The sequence below is a fragment of the Micromonospora sp. DT231 genome (assembly GCF_049847025.1).
In the GTDB taxonomy this organism is placed as follows: Bacteria; Actinomycetota; Actinomycetes; order Mycobacteriales; family Micromonosporaceae; genus Micromonospora.
On sequence record NZ_JBNCNO010000009.1, the window covers coordinates 145888 to 164358 of the forward strand.

16 protein-coding genes are annotated in these 18471 nt (G+C 71.7%); 8 read left to right on the forward strand and 8 right to left on the reverse strand.

What is annotated here, in order from left to right; genetic code table 11:
- Window positions 1-31: 31 nt before the first annotated feature.
- Window positions 32-538 carry an inorganic diphosphatase gene (locus tag ACPXBU_RS22875; RefSeq protein WP_099849144.1) on the reverse strand — a complete coding sequence of 169 codons (507 nt, stop codon included), beginning with the start codon at window positions 536-538 and terminating at the stop codon, window positions 32-34.
- Window positions 539-1231: 693 nt separating this feature from the next.
- On the opposite strand from ACPXBU_RS22875, the gene dacB reads away from it, so the two are divergent.
- From dacB to tilS, 3 genes are all read left to right on the forward strand, one after another.
- Window positions 1232-2701 (forward strand): D-alanyl-D-alanine carboxypeptidase/D-alanyl-D-alanine endopeptidase, encoded by a 1470-nt coding sequence (gene dacB / locus ACPXBU_RS22880; protein ID WP_425759698.1) that lies wholly within the window; start codon window positions 1232-1234, stop codon window positions 2699-2701.
- Between the two features lie 94 nt (window positions 2702-2795).
- Window positions 2796-3866: a zinc-dependent metalloprotease gene (locus ACPXBU_RS22885; protein ID WP_393369392.1), complete on the forward strand. Its 1071-nt coding sequence runs from the start codon at window positions 2796-2798 to the stop codon at window positions 3864-3866.
- Between the two features lie 10 nt (window positions 3867-3876).
- The gene (gene tilS / locus ACPXBU_RS22890) at window positions 3877-4869 is read left to right on the forward strand and encodes a tRNA lysidine(34) synthetase TilS (RefSeq protein ID WP_425759599.1); all 993 of its coding nucleotides are present in this window, start codon (window positions 3877-3879) and stop codon (window positions 4867-4869) included.
- 29 nt (window positions 4870-4898) lie between these two features.
- Here tilS and ACPXBU_RS22895 read toward each other — a convergent pair whose 3' ends face one another.
- Window positions 4899-5861 (reverse strand): GlxA family transcriptional regulator, encoded by a 963-nt coding sequence (locus tag ACPXBU_RS22895; RefSeq protein WP_393369396.1) that lies wholly within the window; start codon window positions 5859-5861, stop codon window positions 4899-4901.
- A 150-nt stretch (window positions 5862-6011) separates the two neighbouring features.
- On the opposite strand from ACPXBU_RS22895, the gene ACPXBU_RS22900 reads away from it, so the two are divergent.
- The 4 genes from ACPXBU_RS22900 (at window position 6012) to folE (ending at window position 10021) form a co-directional block, all read left to right on the forward strand.
- Entirely contained in the window at window positions 6012-6149 is a 138-nt protein-coding gene (locus ACPXBU_RS22900; protein ID WP_238659545.1) for a hypothetical protein, read from the forward strand.
- 100 nt (window positions 6150-6249) lie between these two features.
- Complete coding sequence (gene hpt, locus ACPXBU_RS22905) at window positions 6250-6825, forward strand: hypoxanthine phosphoribosyltransferase (protein ID WP_357252898.1); 576 nt, start codon at window positions 6250-6252, stop codon at window positions 6823-6825.
- A 476-nt stretch (window positions 6826-7301) separates the two neighbouring features.
- Entirely contained in the window at window positions 7302-9320 is a 2019-nt protein-coding gene (ftsH, locus tag ACPXBU_RS22910) for an ATP-dependent zinc metalloprotease FtsH (RefSeq protein ID WP_425759600.1), read from the forward strand.
- Window positions 9321-9355: 35 nt separating this feature from the next.
- Window positions 9356-10021: a GTP cyclohydrolase I FolE gene (gene folE, locus ACPXBU_RS22915; RefSeq protein WP_030328001.1), complete on the forward strand. Its 666-nt coding sequence runs from the start codon at window positions 9356-9358 to the stop codon at window positions 10019-10021.
- 99 nt (window positions 10022-10120) lie between these two features.
- Here the strand turns inward: folE and ACPXBU_RS22920 are convergent, their stop codons facing one another.
- A complete protein-coding gene (locus ACPXBU_RS22920) occupies window positions 10121-10840 on the reverse strand; it encodes a hypothetical protein (RefSeq protein WP_425759601.1) in 720 nt (239 codons plus the stop codon).
- A 28-nt stretch (window positions 10841-10868) separates the two neighbouring features.
- The gene (locus ACPXBU_RS22925; protein WP_425759602.1) at window positions 10869-13430 is read right to left on the reverse strand and encodes an FtsK/SpoIIIE domain-containing protein; all 2562 of its coding nucleotides are present in this window, start codon (window positions 13428-13430) and stop codon (window positions 10869-10871) included.
- Between the two features lie 194 nt (window positions 13431-13624).
- Here ACPXBU_RS22925 and ACPXBU_RS22930 point away from each other — a divergent pair, with 194 nt between their 5' ends.
- Window positions 13625-14182 (forward strand): hypothetical protein, encoded by a 558-nt coding sequence (locus ACPXBU_RS22930; protein WP_425759699.1) that lies wholly within the window; start codon window positions 13625-13627, stop codon window positions 14180-14182.
- Between the two features lie 2 nt (window positions 14183-14184).
- Here ACPXBU_RS22930 and ACPXBU_RS22935 read toward each other — a convergent pair whose 3' ends face one another.
- Genes ACPXBU_RS22935 through ACPXBU_RS22950 form a run of 4 tightly spaced genes read right to left on the reverse strand, consistent with a single transcriptional unit; the run spans window position 14185 to window position 18470 of the window.
- Entirely contained in the window at window positions 14185-14784 is a 600-nt protein-coding gene (locus ACPXBU_RS22935) for a hypothetical protein (protein ID WP_425759603.1), read from the reverse strand.
- 13 nt (window positions 14785-14797) lie between these two features.
- A complete protein-coding gene (locus ACPXBU_RS22940) occupies window positions 14798-15973 on the reverse strand; it encodes a M23 family metallopeptidase (RefSeq protein ID WP_425759604.1) in 1176 nt (391 codons plus the stop codon).
- The gene (locus ACPXBU_RS22945) at window positions 15970-16527 is read right to left on the reverse strand and encodes a hypothetical protein (RefSeq protein ID WP_425759605.1); all 558 of its coding nucleotides are present in this window, start codon (window positions 16525-16527) and stop codon (window positions 15970-15972) included. The genes ACPXBU_RS22940 and ACPXBU_RS22945 overlap by 4 nt, the downstream gene beginning before the upstream one ends.
- Window positions 16524-18470, reverse strand: coding sequence for an MFS transporter (locus tag ACPXBU_RS22950; RefSeq protein WP_425759606.1), 1947 nt, complete (start codon window positions 18468-18470; stop codon window positions 16524-16526). Before ACPXBU_RS22950 ends, ACPXBU_RS22945 begins: the two co-directional genes overlap by 4 nt.
- Between the last annotated feature and the right edge of the window lies 1 nt (window position 18471).

An 18471-nucleotide genomic window follows, 5' to 3' on the forward strand; every position in this document is an offset into this window, starting at 1 on the left:
GCGGCCCACGGGCCCGGTGCGTCAGCAGTCGTCAGTGCATGGATTCGCCGCGCGCCTCGGCGTCGCGGGCCCGCTTGTAGGAGGCGTGGATCTCGGCCTCGGCCTCGGTGCGGCCGACCCAGGTCGCGCCCTCCACCGACTTGCCGGGCTCCAGGTCCTTGTACACCTCGAAGAAGTGCTGGATCTCCAGCCGGTCGAACTCGCCGAGGTGGTGGATGTCGCGCAGGTGCTCCTGGCGAGGATCCTCGTAGGGCACGCAGAGGACCTTGTCGTCCCCGCCCTTCTCGTCGGTCATCCGGAACATGCCGATGGTGCGGCAGCGGATCAGGCAGCCCGGGAAGGTCGGCTCGGGGACCAGCACCAGCGCGTCCAGCGGGTCGCCGTCCTCGCCCAGAGTGCCCTCGATGAACCCGTAGTCGGCCGGGTACTGGGTAGAGGTGAAGAGGGTGCGGTCCAGCCTGATGCGGCCGGTCTTGTGGTCCACCTCGTACTTGTTCCGGTGACCTTTGGGGATCTCAACCGTCACGTCGAAATCCATCTGCACGCTCCCTCGTCTGCCCACGCTGGCTAACGGAACCACTGGCGGCCCCTCCGGACAGGTGAATGCCCACCCGCCGACTCCGGCCGCCGCATAGTCTTCGGACCGAAGTAGTGTCACCCAAGCCGATTTTCGCTGGGGGAGGAGGGGGTCGTGGGGAGGGAAGATTCACACTACCGCCCGGACGGGGGCTCCGCGCACGGTACCGGACGATCCGGCCCCGGCGGCGCCACGGGTCGGGTCCCCGTACCCGAGGCCCACCTGCCCCGGGCGCCCGAGCCGGGGACGCCGGCACCCGCGACACCGCCGCCACTGCCCTGGCGTCCGCCGACCGGCGCACCCCCGAACAACCGTCGCTTCCCGGCGGTCGGCGCTGACCGGCCGACGAGCGGCCCACCGCGCGGCAGTGCGTCGGTTCCGGTGAGTCCGGCTCCGCCCGGCCCGGCCTCGGGTGGCCCGTCGCGCGGCAGTGCGTCGGTTCCGGTGAGTCCGGCTCCGTCCGGTCCGACCTCGGGTGGCCCGTCGCGCGGCAGTGCGTCGGTCCCGGCGGGCCCGGCATCGTCCGGCCCGGCCTCGGGTGGCCCGTCGCGCGGTACCGCGTCGGTCCCGGTGAGCCCGGCTCCGCCCGGTCCGTGGCCTGGCCCGAACGCCGCCCCTGGTGGCGTCCCGCCGCTGGGTCCGCCGATCTCCGCGCTGCCGTCGTCCGCCGGTGCCGCGCCGGCACCCACGCCCGATGCGGCACCTCGTCGTCGGCGGCTGCCGCTGGTGCTGGCCGTCGTGTTGCTGCTGGTGCTGGCCGGCGTCGGAGTCGTCGTCGCCCGACCCGGCCCGGTCGCCGGGTGGCTGGGCGACGATTCCGGGTCCGTCCCGAACGCCGCTGTCGTGCCCCCGGAGCCAAACCCGTCGGACGTGCTGCCCGGCCCGGACCCGAACGCTCCGATTCCCACCCCGGACGGGGTTCGTGCCGCTCTCGACCCGCTTGTCGGAGTCGCCGCCCTGGGCGATCGGGTGAACGTCTCGGTGGCCGACGTCATCTCCGGCCAGACGCTGTTCGGCAAGGGGGCGGACGACGGCACCGTGCCCGCCTCGGTGACCAAACTGGCGACCGCGGTGACGGCACTGGCAGCCCGAGGACCCGGCTACCGGATCCCCACCCGCGCGGTGGCCGGCACGAAGGCCGGCGAGGTGGTGATCATCGGCGGTGGCGATCCCACCCTCGCGATCGGCAAGAAGGGCTACTACCCGGGCGCGGCGCGGCTCGACGAGCTGGCCGCCCAGGTGCGTACGGCGCTCGGCGGCACCACCCCGACAAGCGTCACCGTCGACGGTTCGGTCTACTCCGGCCCGGTCTACGGCCCAGGCTGGGACGACGACATCCCCACCGGTGGGTCTGGTGGCGCGGTGACGGCGCTGATGACCGACGGCGCTCGCCGGGACCCCAGTGTCCCGCACGGGGCCGCGGAGCGGTTCGCCGAGCCGGATCTGGCCGCCGGCAGGTCGTTCGCCCGGTTGCTCGGCGTGCCGGGCGACGCCGTGAAGCGTGGCACGGCGCCAGCGCCCGCCGCAGCCGGTGGCACGTCCGCGCCGGGCACCGAGCTGGGTGTGGTGCAGTCTCCGCCGATGATCCGCCTGGTCGACATCATGATCAGCGAGAGTGACAACCTGGTGGCCGAGGCGCTGGCCCGGCAGGTCGCGTTGGCCCGCAACCAGCCGGCGTCGTTCGACGGCGGCGCTGCCGCGATGGACGCGGAGGTGGCCGAGCTGGGTCTGCCGGCCGACGAGATCACCCTCTCCGACGGCAGCGGCCTGTCCCGCAACAATCGGATCAGCCCGTCGTTGCTGACCGACCTGCTCCGACTGGCGGCCAGCCCGGACCATCCGGAACTGGCCGGTGTCTTCGGAGGTCTGCCGGTGGGGGGCTGGTCCGGGACCCTGAACGAGCGCTACCGCACCGCCGCCGGTACCGCCGCCGGGGCGGGCAGCGTCCGGGCGAAGACCGGCACCCTGACCGCCGTGCACTCCATTGCGGGCCTGGTCACCACCGCCGACGGTCGGCTACTCACCTTCGCGGTGCTCACGGATCGGGTGCCTGGCGAAAAGGAAACCGCCCAACCGGCGCTGGATCGGATCACCGCCGCGTTGGCCGGCTGCGGCTGCCGCTGATCGAGGTCTCCGGCCCCCTTGTCGGGGCGGCCATCGCCGTCGATCGCGGACGCGAGCCCGGGCCGGGGTGTCGCGGCGCGGGTACGGTGGGTTCATGGCGCAGTTCGTGGACTGGGATCTGGCCGCCGCCACCGCGGGGGCGTTGAGCAAGTCGGGCCCTCGGGTGTCGTATGCCGAGGCCACCGACGTGGTCGGTGACCTGCGCCGGCTGACCGAAGAGGCGGCCGGGCACGTGGCCGACTACACGGGGCTGCGGGCTCAGGTGGCGCATCCGCCGGTCCGGGTGGTCGACCGGCGCGACTGGGCCGCGACGAACATCGCCGGCCTCCGCGAGGTGATCACTCCACTGGTGAGCCGGCTGTCCGGCGACAAGCAGCCGAGCGCGTTGACCGAGGCGGTCGGCTCCCGGCTGACCGGGGTGCAGGCCGGCACCGTGCTGGCGTACCTCTCCGGTCGGGTGCTCGGGCAGTACGAGGTCTTCTCGGCCGACCCCGGCCAGCTGCTGCTCGTCGCACCGAACATCGTCGAGGTGGAACGCAAGCTCGGTGCGGACCCGCGGGACTTCCGGCTCTGGGTGTGCCTGCACGAGGTCACCCACCGGACCCAGTTCACCGCCGTCCCGTGGATGCGGGCCTACTTCCTCGGCGAGGTGCAGGCGTTCGTCGACGCCTCGTCCAGTGGCAGCGAGCATCTCGTCGAGCGGCTGCGGCGCGGGGTGGCCACGCTGTCCGAGGCGGTCCGTGACCCGGAGAGCCGCACAAGCGTGCTGGACATCGTGCAGACCCCCGCGCAGCGGGCGGTGCTCGACCGGCTCACCGCGTTGATGACCCTGCTGGAGGGGCACGCCGAGTTCGTGATGGACGGCGTCGGTCCGCAGGTGATCCCGAGCGTGGAGCGGATCCGAGCGTCGTTCAACAGGCGTCGGGAGGCCGGCAACCCGCTGGAGAAGGCGATCCGCAGGCTGCTCGGGGTGGACGTCAAGATGCGCCAGTACGCCGAGGGGCGCAAGTTCGTGCACGGCGTGGTGGAGCGGGTCGGCATGGAGGGTTTCAACTCGATCTTCAACTCGCCACTCACGCTGCCCCGACTGTCCGAGTTGGGTGACCCGGATGCCTGGGTGGCCCGGGTGCACGGCCCGGCCGGCACCATCCCGGCCGCTGGCTGACCGCCCGCCGGTGGCCGCGCTCGCCCCACCACTGGCCGCGATCCGGGTCGCGGTGCGTCGCGCCCTGACCGCTCTGCCGTCCGGTGGGCCGGTGCTCGTCGCCTGCTCCGGCGGCGCCGACTCGCTCGCCCTCGCGGCGGCCACCGCGTTCGTGGCGCCTCGACTGGGCCGCGCCGCCGTGCTGGTCACGGTGGACCACGGATTGCAGGACGGCTCCGCCGAGCGTGCCGAGGCGGTGGCCACCTGGGCCGCCGGGTTCGGGTTCACGTCGACGACAGTCGTGCGGGTGGAGGTGGCGGGGCGTCCGGGCGGGCCGGAGGCGGCCGCCCGGGAGGCCCGTTACCAGGCGTTGACCGAGGCGGCCCGGCAGCAGGACGCGGTCGCGGTGTTGACCGGGCACACCCGCGACGACCAGGCGGAGACGGTGCTGCTCGCGCTCGCCCGGGGCGCCGGCCCACGCGGGTTGGCCGGGATGCCCGCCCGGCGGGACCTGAACGGCGTGCCGCTGCTGCGTCCGCTGCTGGAGATCGGTCGGGAGCAGACGCGCGCCGCCTGTGCCGTGCTCGGGTTGAGCCCGTGGCAGGACCCGCACAACAGCGACCCGTCGTACGCCCGCTCCCGGGTCCGGGTCGACCTGCTGCCGGCGCTGGTGCGGGCGCTCGGGCCCGGCGTGGTGGACAACCTCGCGCGTACCGCCGGGCTGGTGGCGGCGGACAACGCCGCGCTCGACGACATGGCGGCGGCGGCGCTGGCCGGGGCACGGTGCCCCGACGGAGGGCTGTCCGTCCCCGCGCTTGCCGCTCTGGTTCCCGCGGTGCGCGGCCGGGTGTTGCACTCCTGGGTGCGTGAGGTGGGCGCCCGGCCGGGAGCGCTGTCGCACCGGCACGTCAACGCCCTGGACGCGCTCGTCACCGCCTGGCATGGGCAGGGCCCCACCGATCTGCCCGGTGGCGTCCGGGTGCTCCGCCGCGCCGACCGGCTGGCGGCGGTCACCCCCGCCTGACGCAGGTCCCACCGGCACCGGCCCGGATCTCAGCCGCTGTGCGCCCGGTCCCGGAAGGTGGTCCGGTAGCTGTGCGGGGTGGCGCCGACCCGGCGGGTGAAGTGGTGGCGGAGCGCCGCGGCGTCGCCGAAGCCGGACTGGTCGGCGACGGCCTCCACGCTCAACGGGGTCTCTTCGAGCAGTCGCCGGGCGAGCAGCACCCGTTGGTTGGTGAGCCAGTCGTGCGGGGTGGTGCCGGTCTCGGCGCGGAAGCGGCGGGCGAACGTGCGGGGCGCCATGCCGGCGCGGGCGGCCAACTCCTCCACGGTGGTCGTCCGGTCCAGGTGACCCATCAGCCACTCCAGCACCGGTTCCAGGGTCGGTGCCTCGGGCGCCTTCGGGATGGGTGCCTCGACGTACTGGGACTGGCCGCCGTCGCGGTGCGGCGGGACCACCATCCGCCGCGCCAGCCGGGTCGCGGTGGCCGAGCCGTGCTCCTGGCGGATCAGGTGCAGGCAGGCGTCGATGCCGGCCGCCGTGCCGGCGCTCGTGAGCAGCCGGCCGTCCTGGACGTAGAGCGAGTTGCAGCGCACCCGGGCGCGTGGGTGCCGGCGTTGCAGCTCGTCCACGTACCGCCAGTGGGTCGTGCACTCCCGGTCGTCGAGCAGCCCGGCCTCGCCGAGCAGGAAGGCGCCGGAGCAGACGCTGAACAGGTGCGCTCCGCGGGCGTCGGCCCGGCGCAGCGCGTCGAGCACGGGCCCGGGAACGGCGGTGCCCTGGCTGTGCGCGGGGACGGCCACCAGGTCGGCCTCCTCCAGGGGGCCGAGGTCGGCGTGCGGGGTGAGGTGGAAGCCGGACGACGTACGCACGGCCTCGCCGTCCGGGCTGCACAGCTGGAAGCGGTAGCCGGGAAAGCCGTCGGCGGTGCGGTCGGTGCCGAACACCTCGGCGAGTACGCCGAGCTCGAAGGGGGCGACCTGGTCGAGTGTGAGGACGGCGATGGACCGCAGCATGTGACGAGGGTAACCCGACAGGTGGCAGTAAATCGATGACCAATGGCATTGCTGCCACTGTCCGGTCGGCGCGGGAGGTCGCAGACTTGTCTCAGTCCGGTGCGCACCGGCGGCGAAACCGACAGCAATCATGCGAAAGCGAGCGCCGCCATGGAGTTCCTGCTCTTCCTCCTCTTCCTCGTCCTCCTCGTCGCCGCCTCGGCGGCCGGCCTGACCGTCGACAGTCACGATTCGGCGGACTGGAAGCCCAGTGACGACGGCCGCCGCTGGCGGTCACGTACCAACTGATGTCATTAGCGCTGTTTGTGCGGAAAATCCCGGGCGGGACCGCGCCAAAAGGTGCGGCCCCGCCGACGGAGGCCATCCGACGTACGGCAGGCTAGGAGTCATGGCTGACGGCTCCTGGTACGACGCCGACATCGACCACGTGATCATTTCCGAGGCGCAGATTCGCGAGAAGACGGCGGAGCTCGCCAAGCAGGTCTCCGCCGACTACTCCCACGTGAACGACGGGCTACTGCTCGTGTGCGTGCTCAAGGGCGCGGTGATGTTCATGGCGGACTTCGCCCGGGCGCTGGGCCGCAACGGCCCCCCGGCCGAGCTCGACTTCATGGCCATCTCCTCCTACGGCCAGGGCACCACCTCGTCCGGCGTGGTCCGCATCCTCAAGGACCTGGACCGGGACATCGCCGGCCGGCACGTGGTGGTCGTCGAGGACATCGTCGACTCCGGGCTCACGCTCTCCTGGCTGCTGCGCTACCTGGAGTCCCGCTCGGCGGCGAGCGTCGAGGTCGTCGCGCTGTTCCGCAAGCCGGACGCGGTAAAGGTGCCGGTCCCGGTCAAGTACGTCGGCTTCGACATCCCCACCGAGTTCGTGGTCGGCTACGGCCTGGACTTCGGTGAGCGTTACCGGGAGCTGCCGTACGTCGGGGTGCTCAAGCCCGAGGTCTACGCCCGCTCCTGACGCCTGTCGCGAGCCCGCCGGGGTGGCCCCGAAGGGGCGTGAGGTCGACTCGTATCGGCATTCATCGAGCCGACGTTCAGCGCGCTCTCAGCTCTTGCGGCTACCGTGGACCCGGTGGCCCGGAGGTTACTCCGCGCCCGACCCCCTCGGCCGCGTGATCGGGCTCGTCGGGTGGCCGGGTCGGACTCCCCGCCACGCCGGTTTCCACCCGGACCCGCCGTACGCGGGTCGCGGGGCTGGTGGGCCTGCCCACGGTGCGTGCCATCGATATGAAAGGTGCGCCCAGTGCGGGGCTCGCGAGCTCGCTCCTCGCGTACACGGTGTACCGTCGAATGACCGCGGCGCGGCAGTTTCAGCGTCTCGGGGTCGAGGCCGTCCCGCATGGCAGCTCCGACCGCCGCTCACCGCGGCGACACCAATCAGATGGTCAGGACGTCGATCAGGAGGATGCGGGCGCTCCGGCGCTCGACAACAGTATGGAACGTACGCGTTTCTTCCGCCGACCGGTGGTCTGGATCATCCTGGTCATCCTCGGCGCAGTTGTGCTCAGTCAACTGTTCACCGCTGGTCCCAGCTACCACCGCGTGGACACTTCCGTTGCGCTCGATCAGCTTCACACCGCCAAGATCAACAAGGTGGTCTTCCAGGACAAGGAGCAGACGCTCCAACTGGACCTGGCCCAGAAGACCAAGTTCGGCAAGACCGAGACCAACAAGATCGAGGCGCAGTTCCCGTACCAGGTCGGTGACGAGGTCTGGAACGAGGTGCTGGACGCCAAGGCGAACAACCGGGTCACCGGCCCGGCCGACGCCAAGGTCTCGTCGGACAGCATCTGGGTGAGCCTGCTGGTCAACCTGCTGCCGATCGCGCTGCTCGTCCTCCTGCTGCTGTTCTTCATGTCGCAGATGCAGGGTGGCGGCTCCCGGGTGCTCAACTTCGGCAAGTCCAAGGCGAAGATGATCACCAAGGACACTCCGAAGACGACCTTCGCGGACGTCGCGGGCGCCGAGGAGGCCGTCGAAGAGCTGTACGAGATCAAGGACTTCCTGCAGAATCCGGCGAAATACCAGGCCCTGGGCGCCAAGATCCCGAAGGGCGTGCTGCTCTTCGGCCCGCCCGGCACGGGTAAGACGCTGCTGGCCCGCGCGGTCGCCGGCGAGGCCGGGGTGCCCTTCTACTCGATCTCCGGCTCGGACTTCGTGGAGATGTTCGTCGGTGTCGGCGCCAGCCGCGTCCGTGACCTGTTCGAGCAGGCCAAGACGAACGCCCCGGCGATCGTCTTCGTCGACGAGATCGACGCCGTCGGCCGGCACCGTGGCGCCGGCATGGGTGGCGGTCACGACGAGCGCGAGCAGACGCTCAACCAGCTCCTCGTCGAGATGGACGGCTTCGACACCAAGGGCGGCGTGATCCTGATCGCCGCCACCAACCGGCCGGACATCCTCGACCCGGCGCTGCTGCGCCCGGGCCGGTTCGACCGGCAGATCCCGGTGGACGCCCCGGACATGGAGGGCCGCAAGGCCATCCTGCGGGTGCACGCCAAGGGCAAGCCGTTCACCCCCGACGTCGACCTCGACGCGGTGGCGCGACGCACCCCGGGCTTCAGTGGTGCCGACCTGGCCAACGTCATCAACGAGTCGGCCCTGCTCACCGCCCGCAAGGAGCAGCGGGCGATCAGCAACGACTCGCTCGAAGAGTCGATCGACCGGGTGGTCGCGGGACCGCAGCGACGGACCCGCGTCATGAGCGACAACGAAAAGAAGATCACCGCGTACCACGAGGGTGGGCACGCGCTCGTCGCCTGGGCGCTGCCGCACGCCGCGCCTGTGCACAAGGTGACGATCCTGTCCCGTGGTCGCTCGCTGGGCCACACCCTGGTGCTCCCCACCGAGGACAAGTACACCCAGACCCGCGCCGAAATGATCGACACCCTGGCGTACGCGCTGGGCGGCCGGGCCGCCGAGGAGCTGGTCTTCCACGAGCCCACCACGGGTGCCGGCAACGACATCGAGAAGGCCACCCAACTGGCCCGGGCGATGATCACCCAGTACGGCATGAGCTCCAAGCTCGGCGCGATCAAGTACGGCACCAGCGGAGACGAGCCGTTCCTCGGCCGCAACATGGGCCACGAGCGGGACTACTCGGACTCGGTGGCCGCCGAGATCGACGGCGAGATGCGGGCACTCGTCGAGCTGGCGCACGACGAGGCCTGGGAGATCCTGGTGGAATACCGGGACGTCCTGGACAACATCGTGCTCGAGCTGATGGAGAAGGAAACCCTCTCCACCGCCGACATGGCGCGGATCTGCTCCCGGGTGGTCAAGCGCCCGCCGCTGGCGCCGTACAACGGCTTCGGCAAGCGCCAGCCCTCCACCGAGCCGCCCGTGCTCACCCCCTCGGAGAAGGACAAGCTCAAGGCACAGGCCCAGGCCGACGGCGCGCAGGCGTCGGTTGGCGGTGGGGCACCGTCCAACAACTCGGACGGCACGCACTGAGCAACGACCCGACGGCCAGCTCCCCCCACCGGGAGCTGGCCGTCTCCGCGACCGAACCCGACGGCGACGACGAGCTCGACTACGTGGCCGCGCGGCTGATCAGCGGCAAGCTGACCGGCCGCCCGGTCGAGGACGCCGTCGACCTGGGCCGGATCGAGAAGGCCGTCCGCGAGATCCTGATCGCGGTCGGCGAGGACCCGGACCGCGACGGACTCCAGCAGACCCCGGCCCGGGTCGCCCGCGCGTACGCCGAACTCTTCGCCGGCCTGCGGGTCGACCCGGCCCAGGTGCTCAGCACCACCTTCGAGGCCAACCACGAAGAGCTGGTGATCGTCCGGGACATCGACGTGATGAGCCTCTGCGAGCACCACCTCCTGCCGTTCCGCGGCAGCGCGCACATCGGCTACATCCCCGGCCCCGACGGGCGGATCACCGGCCTGTCCAAGCTGGCCCGACTTGTCGAGGTCTTCGCCCGCCGGCCCCAGGTGCAGGAGCGGCTCACCTCGCAGGTCGCCGACCTGCTGATGAGCAAACTCGCACCCCGCGGCGTCGTCGTCGTGCTCGAGTGCGAGCACATGTGCATGGCGATGCGCGGCATCCAGAAATCCGGTGCCAAGACCATCACGTCGGCCGTGCGCGGCATCCTGCAGACGGACTCCAAGTCCCGTGCCGAGGCAATGGCCCTGATCATCCCCCGCTGACAACCCGACGTGCTCCGGCCGGCCGACCCCTGCGGGGGCCGGCCGGCCGTTGCCTTCCCGCCGTCTGCTCTCCTGCCCGGCGCCGACCAGCCGGGCAGGTCAGCCGGCGAGCAGGACCAGCAGCAGGCCCGCCGTCACCAGCACCGCCGGCACCAGGCACACAAGCGCGCCGAAGCGCACCGTGCGGTCCAGCCGCTCGGCAGGACTCACCCGGAACAACCGTCCGATGCCCACCCAACCGGCGACGAACGCGACCGCCGGCATCGGCAACCCACAGATCAACGCGGCGACACTCGCCGCTCCCACTCCCGTCGCCGCGTACACCGCCACCTGGATCAGCGGCACCACAAGCGCCAACGGCCCGTACACCAGAAGGTTGCGCAACCGCGCCGGCCACGACCCGGGCCGCAAGCGGCGCCGCGCCGCCAGGGCCGCGTCCGCCGCCTCGGCCCGACCCCGCGCGGCCCGCAGCGCCGCCAGCACGGCCGCCGGACCGCCCGCCATCGACCGGGACGCCTCGGTCAGCTCCGGCGGTGACGGCACCAAAGACATCGCTGGTACGCCCAACTCGCGCAGCCGTTCCTGCTGGCTCGCCAGCCCGGTACGGACCACCGTCAGCTCCTCCCGGGCGGTCTCCGCCGACCGGGCCTGCTCCCCGGCGGCAGCGGCCGCACTGCGGCGTACCCCGTCCAGCTGGCGGGCCGCGGCCAGGTATTCGGCCCAAGCGGTGCTGGGCTCGGCCGCAGCCTGGGTGACGGCCCCGCTCGCCGCGGCGACCCGCTGCCGTCCCGGCCCGGTCACCGTTGCCTCCGAGCTCATCTCGACACCCCCTGCCCGTGCCACCCGATCACCCGGCCTCGTCGGCGAACGGCACCAGGACCGTGCCCCGCTCGTCCGGACCGTCCCAGAGCACCGCCCGGTCCGGGCGGGCCCGCCACTCCACCGCCCGGCCGAAGACGGGGGTGAGCTGCGCGACCGGCACGTCCAGCACGACCACGGCGGCCAACTTGTCGACCTCGCCCGCCGGCTCGAACAGCGCGGCGAACGGGGGCACCGCACGCCACCAACCCAACAGGTGTCGCCCCGTCGGCGGCCCGTTACGCAGCAGCGCACGCAACCGCTCCACCGGCAACTCCCGGGGGCCCGGCCGGTCCAGCCCGAAGGCCACCAGATAGGTCGGCAGCTCGTCGGCGGGGGCCGCGAGCAGCGTCGGCAGATCCACCAGCTCGGCCGGATGCCGGGCGGCCAACTCCGCGGTCAACGCCTCCGCCAGCGCCCGCGCGCCCGGGTCCGGCACCGCCACCAGGAAACGTGCGGTGCCCGGCGCGTGATGGTCCGCGGTGCTCCGGGCCGCCGTCGCCAGCAACCCGCCCGCCGCGGCACCCGAGCCGAGCACCGCGAGGTTGCGGCCCGCGGCCGGACCCAACGGTACGGCGACAGTCGAGCGGGCCACGTCCACCGCGCGGCCCAGCAGGGCCGCCGGCCCGTGCGACTGCCCCGCCAACGCCGCCCGGTACCGCGGATCGTTGCCGAGCAGCGGGCGGGCATATCCGGCGAAGACGACCGGCGGCACCGACCCGGCCGGCCGTGCCGCCCACAGCTCTTGCCGCAGCCCCTCCACCACCGCCGGGTGGTCCTGCGGATCAGGGTGCCGGATCAGCCGTTCATGACCTCGGATCGCACCCCGGGGGCCTCCGAGCCCGCCTGCGGTGTTCACCACCGCGCTGCCCACCGGCAGCCCGGCGGCCGAGTCGTTCGTCGGCTCCAGCACCGGACTGCCGCCCGGCAGCGCCACCCGCACCGGAAACTGCCCGAGCACCGAATCCCGGTGACCCCCATCGGTACGGGCGCTCAACCCCAACTCGCCCGCACCGGCCAACACCAGGTGCACGCCGTACGCCCGACCAGCCCGAGCCAACCCGTCCAACTGGGCGGACACCTCGGCGGCCAGCCGGTCCCGCTCGGCGAAGAGCAACGGCACGTTGTCCAACACGCAGACGATCCTTGGCAGCGACCGGTGCTGACGTAGCTCGGCGAAGCGTTGACCGCCGGCCCGCGCCCCAGCCTCCGTCCTCCGCTGCACCTCGGCCGTCAACTCGTCGAGCAGGTCCCGGACGTACTCCCGATCGGCGGCCATCGCGGCCGCGCGCACCTGCGGAATCCACGACCGGTCCCGCTCGGTCTGCAGAAACTCCACGAACGACTCACCGTCGCCGAGATCCACCAGGTAGAGCGTCAACTCGTCCGGTCCGTAGCGAGCGGCCAACCCCAGCAACGCGGTGGTCAGGAACGCCGCGCGACCCGCTGCGGACCGTCCACTGACCAGCCAGTGCGGGGTCAGCTCGGTGAAACCCAACGGCACCGACCGGCCCCCGGCATCACCGACAGTTGTGGTCAGCCCGTCCGCGGAATCCGACTCCCACAGATGCTCACCCGTCGGCGGCAGCAGAGCCGCCAACCCCAACCGCGAGCCGGCCTCCACCTGCTCGGCCAGCCGTCGACACACCGCGTCGACCAACTCGACCGGCGGGTCCGCCTCGACGAAGACCGGTGAGTTCAGTCCGCCCGGCGGATCCGCGCCCGGACCCGCGAAGGACGCGCTCGGCGGGTCACCGAGCAACGCGTACGCGTTACGCAGCGCCAGCGATGTGGTGTGCGGCAGCGCGGTCCGGGTCGCGTACGGGCCGGCCGGAGGCCAGCCGGCCACCACCAGATGCAGACCCGCGGCGGGCCCCTGCTCGGCGAGCGCCTCGATGCGCGCCAGATCGGCCGGGCCCGTCGACTCCGGCAGAGCGGCGAACACGAGCAACAGCGTGCGGTCGTGCCGACGTCGCCCGCTGGCCCCCGGAGTCACCCACTGCTCCGCCTCCGTCAGCACCGCGCGCAGCCCCGCCACGTCCACCGCCGGCGGCGGCAGCAGGCCAGCATCAGCGAGCGCTCCGAACGGGGTCAGCGCCGCACCCGTGGCATCCACCGCGCGAATCAACAGCGCACCCGCAGGCGTCGCCGCCAACAACCGCAGGAGTACGGCCCGGAGCAACCCGGCCACCCGTGGCTCCCGAGCGTCAGCGTCCACGCTCAGATGACCGGTGCCCACAAGTGGCACCAACGCGGGAAAGCGGGCATCGTCCAACGGCGCCGCCGTGCCGACCCGGACGAACGGCGGCGGGCCGTCACCCGCCGGAGAGTCCACGGTGAGCGAGTCCAACGCGGCGCCCGCCCACCCCGGGGCCAACCGCGCGGCGGCCGTCCGAAGACGATCGGCCAGCTCGTACTGCCGGCGCTGGTCGGCAGGAGCTGGTCGCGTCTCGTCCAGAATGCCGGCGGCAGCGGTCGCGACGGCCGCCGCCCGGCGATGTAGGGCAGCGGCGCGGTTCGTGCGTGCCTTCGGACCGGCCACCGCATCCACCCCCTCTGCCCGAGGTTGGCAACCCCTCCCGAGCAGAGACGGTATCCCAGCCGAGGCCGCTCCTCCGGGAGGTACCACGGCGCTGCGCCGGTGATGTCGTGGATCTCACCGATGGGTAGGGGTCCGTCACGATCCGCTGGATCTGGGGCATTGGCTCCGGGCCGTCCAGCCGATAGCGTCAGGAGGTGGAATCAGTGCAGCCCCCCGCCGGTTCCCAGGTCTCCCACGTACCGGCCCAACGGGCACCATCCGAGCAGCTGCCACCTGCCCCGGCACCGCCGGCGCCGCAGCCGCCGCGCCGCCGAACGCGGACGGTGCTCACGGTGGTCGCCGGAGTGCTCGCGCTGCTCTGCATCGGCGGGCTCGCCATGGGCCTTGTGCTGTACCACCGCGCGTCCGCCCCGGACCGCAGCGCGCCTGACGTGGTGGTGGACAACTACCTGCGGGCGTTTCTCGTCGATCGCAACGACGCGAGAGCAGACCTTTTTACCTGTGGGGGCGATTCGCAACTGGAGTCGCTTCGCTCGCTACGAGCCGACCTACTGACTCGTGAGCAGGAACTTAACGTCACAATCTTGGTCAGCTGGGGCAGCCTCGAGGTCAAAGGCGAAGGCCATACCGCCTCTGTCGTAACGGTGATCCGGCGTAGCGCCACGGTCGATGGTATTCAGCAGAGCCTGACGGACAGGTGGCAGTTCGAGGTGAGGAAAGAGGATGACTGGCGGGTGTGTGGAGGGGTTGAAATAGGTTAATATCACTCAATCCACAACAGATGGACCGGAACCTCCAGGGTGGTGGGCGACTGGCCGCGCCAGGCCCAGCGGTACCACTCCACCTCCGGCGTGATCCGGACGCAGATGTCCCCCTCGGCACCCGAGTAGGTCTCGGTGACCGCCCGCAGATCCCGGCGCTCCTGACCGCCCTCGACGTGCACCACGCGGCGGCCGGTGACGGCGTCGGCCTCGAAGACGGGCGTGGGGGACCGGTGCGCCGGGCCGTCCAGCGAGACCAACCGGATGCCGGGCTCGCGAGGGCTCTCCGACTCCGGCCGGCTGCCAACGGTCTCGACCCAGACCCGTTCCACCGGCACCAGTGGTGCGAACACCTCGACCTGGTCGGCCTCGGCCCGGTACCACTCGTGCTCGGGAATCACCGGGACATAGGTCCGGGCGCTCTGCACCACCCGGTCGTCCGCGCGTAGGTCCCCTCGCCAACCCAACCCCGGCAGACCGACCAGCACCCGTCGCCCGCGTAGCTCCACCCGCTCGGTGGCGGGAACCATTGCCATCGGGCGGGGCGGCCGGGGCGCCCAGTCGGGCTGGTCGGCGAAGGGGTCCGGCATCGGTCCGGTCATGCCCGTGGTGGCCTCACTCGGCGGCGCGCAGCGGGGCACCCCGCTCGCGCATGAACGGGATCGGATCGATGGCACCGCGGCTGGACCGGTCGCTACGCAGGTGCACCTCGAAATGCAGGTGCGGGCCTGACGAGTTTCCGCTGCTGCCGACCTGCCCGATGACCTCGCCGGCCGGCACGATCTGGTCCGGTGCGACCCGAGGACGGACCACCATGTGGCAGTACCGGGTGATGTTGCCGCCGGCGTGTAGCAGGTCGACGAACCAGCCGCAGCCGCCCTTGCCGGGGTGCCCGTCCACGTCGCAGGTCCGCCGTCCCTGGTTGTCCGGGTCGCAACGAGCCACCAGCACCCGCCCGGCGGCCGCGGCTCGGATCTCGGTGCCCTTGGCCGCCCCGATGTCGACACCGTTGTGGCTGGGGCGTTCGGCGGTCCGGAATCCGGAACCGACGTCGCCGGGAATCGGGGCGGTCCAGCCGGAGGCGGCAATCTCGCCGTGCTCTGCCGCGTTGCACACCGCCTTGCCGTTGATCTCGACGGTGCGCGCCGCGCCGCCAGCAAGGGCGTCAACGATTCTGCTGGCCACCTCCTCGTGCTTGGCGTACGCGTCTGGATAGGCGCTGACCTGCACCTGCTGTGCCACCACGGTCAGCGGCCGGCGTTGCCAGCTCCGCACCTTGACGAGCTTCTCGTAGAACTTGCGAGCGGTGTACGCGGGTGTCATCCGCTCGGCGACCGACCCCCAGCCGGGCCGCTGCTGGAAAAGGCCCAGCGAGTCGTGGTCGGCACCGACTCCCTCGTGTGGCAGGGCCAGAGACTCGGGAACGCCGCTGTTCGCCAGGTTGCGCAGGGCGGACTCCTGCATGGCGGTGGCCAGGGCGACCACCCAGCCCCGCGAGGGCACCCCCAGATCCTGGCCGACCTTGATGATGATCGCGGCGTTGCGGACCTGTGCGTCGCCGTACTCGGTGAACCTCGGCAACTCGCCGGCGATTTCCACCGGACGAATCGGGCCGCAGCCCCAACCAGCCAGTGTGTCCCCGTTCTCCGCGTCGCCACCGAGCCCGCTGAGGAAGAACGCGGCGGTGCCGCCGGTGCAACAGAGCAGGAGCAGCACGCCGGTGAGGATCGTGGCGATCAACCCGATCCGCAGGGACCGGCGCGGGATGGCCGCGCCACCGCCGGCGGTCATTGCCGTTCCCAATCCACCACGTCGACCAGCCAGCCGTCGTCGACGACGACCAACTCCAGCCGGAGCCGACCGCTGTCGAGGGGCAGCAGCACCTCGACGAACGTCTGGGTGCGTGCCCGCACCTCCGGTGGCCCGGTCACCTTCTCGGCCGGAACCCCGCCGGGGTCGACGCCGGACAGCTTCTCGGTCAGCGCCGATGTCGACAGCGGGCGCAGGCCCGCCTGCCATTGTTCGGCGGCCATCCCGGGCTGGCCGAGCCAGGCTTTGGCGAACCGGTCGGCGGTCTGCTCGGGCGTGCGAGCCCCGGCCGGAGTGACCGGCGACGGCGCAGCTTCGGTGGCCTTCACGCCATCATCGCCGGCCGTCGGGTCCACGGTGGTGATCGGCCGCTCCGGTCGGTTGCTCAGCCCGTCCGCCGGACCCGGCGGACCGGAGACCAGGCGGGCGGCCCCGATCACGCCGAAGACGAGCACCGCGATCACCAACGCCACCCCCAGTCGGGACCGCAGCGCTCGGGTGAAGAGGAACTCCAGGGCCCGTCGCATCGCCGTCACCGGGCCTCTGAGCGCACCCGTGGTCCGGTACGGTCCGGCGCGCGCTCAGCGGAGCCCGGTCGGTAAACCACGAACGACGGGTTCTCGGCTGGCACGTCGGGTTCGGTCCAGGTCGCCGGCTGCCGCCGCCGAGGCTGGGGCGGAGCCTTACGGCCCCGGCCACCGGTCTCCTCCGTTGCCTCATCGGCGCGTTCCTGACCGTCCGGGCGCGCGTTGCCGGTCCGCTGGGCCGCCACCGGAGCGGCCGGCGTCGGCACCGGGTCCTCCCTGCGCGCCTCCGGGCGCAGCCGGGTCTGCTCGGCGTCCGGCGACCGACGACGTCCGCCCACCGGCTCCGCCGTGCCGCCGGGCTCCACCACGTCGAGCCGCGCCGCGACCCGCATGTCCCGGAAGAACCGACGGTGCCAGGAGCCGGCCGAACTGACCGCTTCGCTGTTGTCCTTACCGCCGAGCTGGGTTATCCGCCGGTACGGACGCAGCAACAGCCAACCGACCACCCCGCAGAGCCAGACCAGCACCACCTGAAGCCAACCCGCAAGGGTGGGCGTGCTCATGATCAGATCCACGGCAAACAAGTAGATCGCGGCGCCGGTGCCGAAGATGGCGATGTTGAAGATTGCGGCGACTACGGCGTTCGCCAAGCGCCGTAGTCCAGCGCTGGCCGGCCGGAGCAGACCGACCGTGCCCAGGATGGGTGCCGCGATCACCGCCCACCGGAAGATCAGGAAGCCCAGCAGGACCAGCAGCGACGCGGTCAGGTCGAACATGGCGAAGAGCACCGAGGCCAGCACGGCGATGAACCCGGCGCCGACCCGGTCCATGTCCCGCACACCCTGGAGGTACTCGTAGGCCTCCGGATCCTCGGTCTTTATTTGTTCGGCCACCCGCGCCCACTGCTGCTGCTTCGCCTTGATAGTGGGTTCGCGGGTGGCCGGGTTGGCGCGCAGCTTCTCGACCTCGTCCCAGGACAACGCCTTGGCGTCGTAGAGTGCGGGGCCATATTTGCGAGCGGTCTCACTGTCGGCTGAGCCGAGTACCCCTCGCACCCAGTTCCGATAAAGCATCGTCTCGGTCGCGGTGTCGCTGGCTCGGACAGCAGGGGTTCTGAGATCCTCGCATCGGTCGGGATCGATGCATCTTCCGGGAGCAGGTTCCTTCGCCTGCGGGCCGACTGCGTCGTGCACCACCCCGAGACTGGTGACAAGTGCACCATCGGCGACATTGGCCGACTTGACCGGCCAGGCGGCCAGCGCCGTAACCGCGACCATGACCAGCAGGGCCCACCCTGCGGTGGTCATCGCATTGCTCATGTCCGACTGACGGGATCGCCAAAGGAGGTACAGCCCCACTACGCACAGGGTGACGATCCCGAAGACACTGAATACCTTCTCGTACACGGCCTTCGTCGCTTGCTCCACCAGCGGGTCAGCCCAACCCCACATCGAACCGGGATCCCAGGCGCGCTCTCTGAGCGCGTTTGACGCACCGATGATGGCCGTGGCGGCCATGAACTCGCCGTTCGCGATCGTGGTGGTGAACTTGTAGTCCGGATGTAGCACGCTCGACGCGCAGCCACCGTCTATGTCGTAGGTGTTGTAGCTGTAGCCCGCATATCCGTAGAGGCTGTAGCGACCAGCTACTCCGTTCGCAGCCTCTGTTGGTGGTGCGGCGGCGAACCAGCCGGCGAGGCCGGAGTCTGGCGTGCCCGGGGTCGGCGCGTTACGGCACTTGACCTCGTCCTCGCTGACCGCCTGCAGTTTCCCCACGCAGGCACGGAAGTCGGCCTGCCACTCCTTGGTCGTGCAGAGGTCGGCGCGGGCCTGGGCGGCGGGCGGTGCGGCGGCTGCGGCGTCCGCGCCGATCAGCGGCCAGGAGAGGGTGGCCCCGGCCAGTACGCCGAGGGCGAGCAGGAACGACGCGATCCGTGCCCAAGCCCTCGCCATG

What these genes read in the sequence shown, in the direction of transcription:
- ftsH (WP_425759600.1), top strand. Translation starts at nt 7,302, where the DNA reads ATGGAACGTACGCGTTTCTTCCGCCGACCGGTGGTCTGGATCATCCTG.
- ACPXBU_RS22920 (WP_425759601.1), bottom strand. Translation starts at nt 10,840, where the DNA reads ATGAGCTCGGAGGCAACGGTGACCGGGCCGGGACGGCAGCGGGTCGCC.
- ACPXBU_RS22895 (WP_393369396.1), bottom strand. Translation starts at nt 5,861, where the DNA reads ATGCTGCGGTCCATCGCCGTCCTCACACTCGACCAGGTCGCCCCCTTC.
- ACPXBU_RS22935 (WP_425759603.1), bottom strand. Translation starts at nt 14,784, where the DNA reads ATGACCGGACCGATGCCGGACCCCTTCGCCGACCAGCCCGACTGGGCG.
- ACPXBU_RS22885 (WP_393369392.1), top strand. Translation starts at nt 2,796, where the DNA reads ATGGCGCAGTTCGTGGACTGGGATCTGGCCGCCGCCACCGCGGGGGCG.
- ACPXBU_RS22900 (WP_238659545.1), top strand. Translation starts at nt 6,012, where the DNA reads ATGGAGTTCCTGCTCTTCCTCCTCTTCCTCGTCCTCCTCGTCGCCGCC.
- hpt (WP_357252898.1), top strand. Translation starts at nt 6,250, where the DNA reads ATGGCTGACGGCTCCTGGTACGACGCCGACATCGACCACGTGATCATT.
- ACPXBU_RS22950 (WP_425759606.1), bottom strand. Translation starts at nt 18,470, where the DNA reads ATGGCGAGGGCTTGGGCACGGATCGCGTCGTTCCTGCTCGCCCTCGGC.
- ACPXBU_RS22940 (WP_425759604.1), bottom strand. Translation starts at nt 15,973, where the DNA reads ATGACCGCCGGCGGTGGCGCGGCCATCCCGCGCCGGTCCCTGCGGATC.
- ACPXBU_RS22875 (WP_099849144.1), bottom strand. Translation starts at nt 538, where the DNA reads ATGGATTTCGACGTGACGGTTGAGATCCCCAAAGGTCACCGGAACAAG.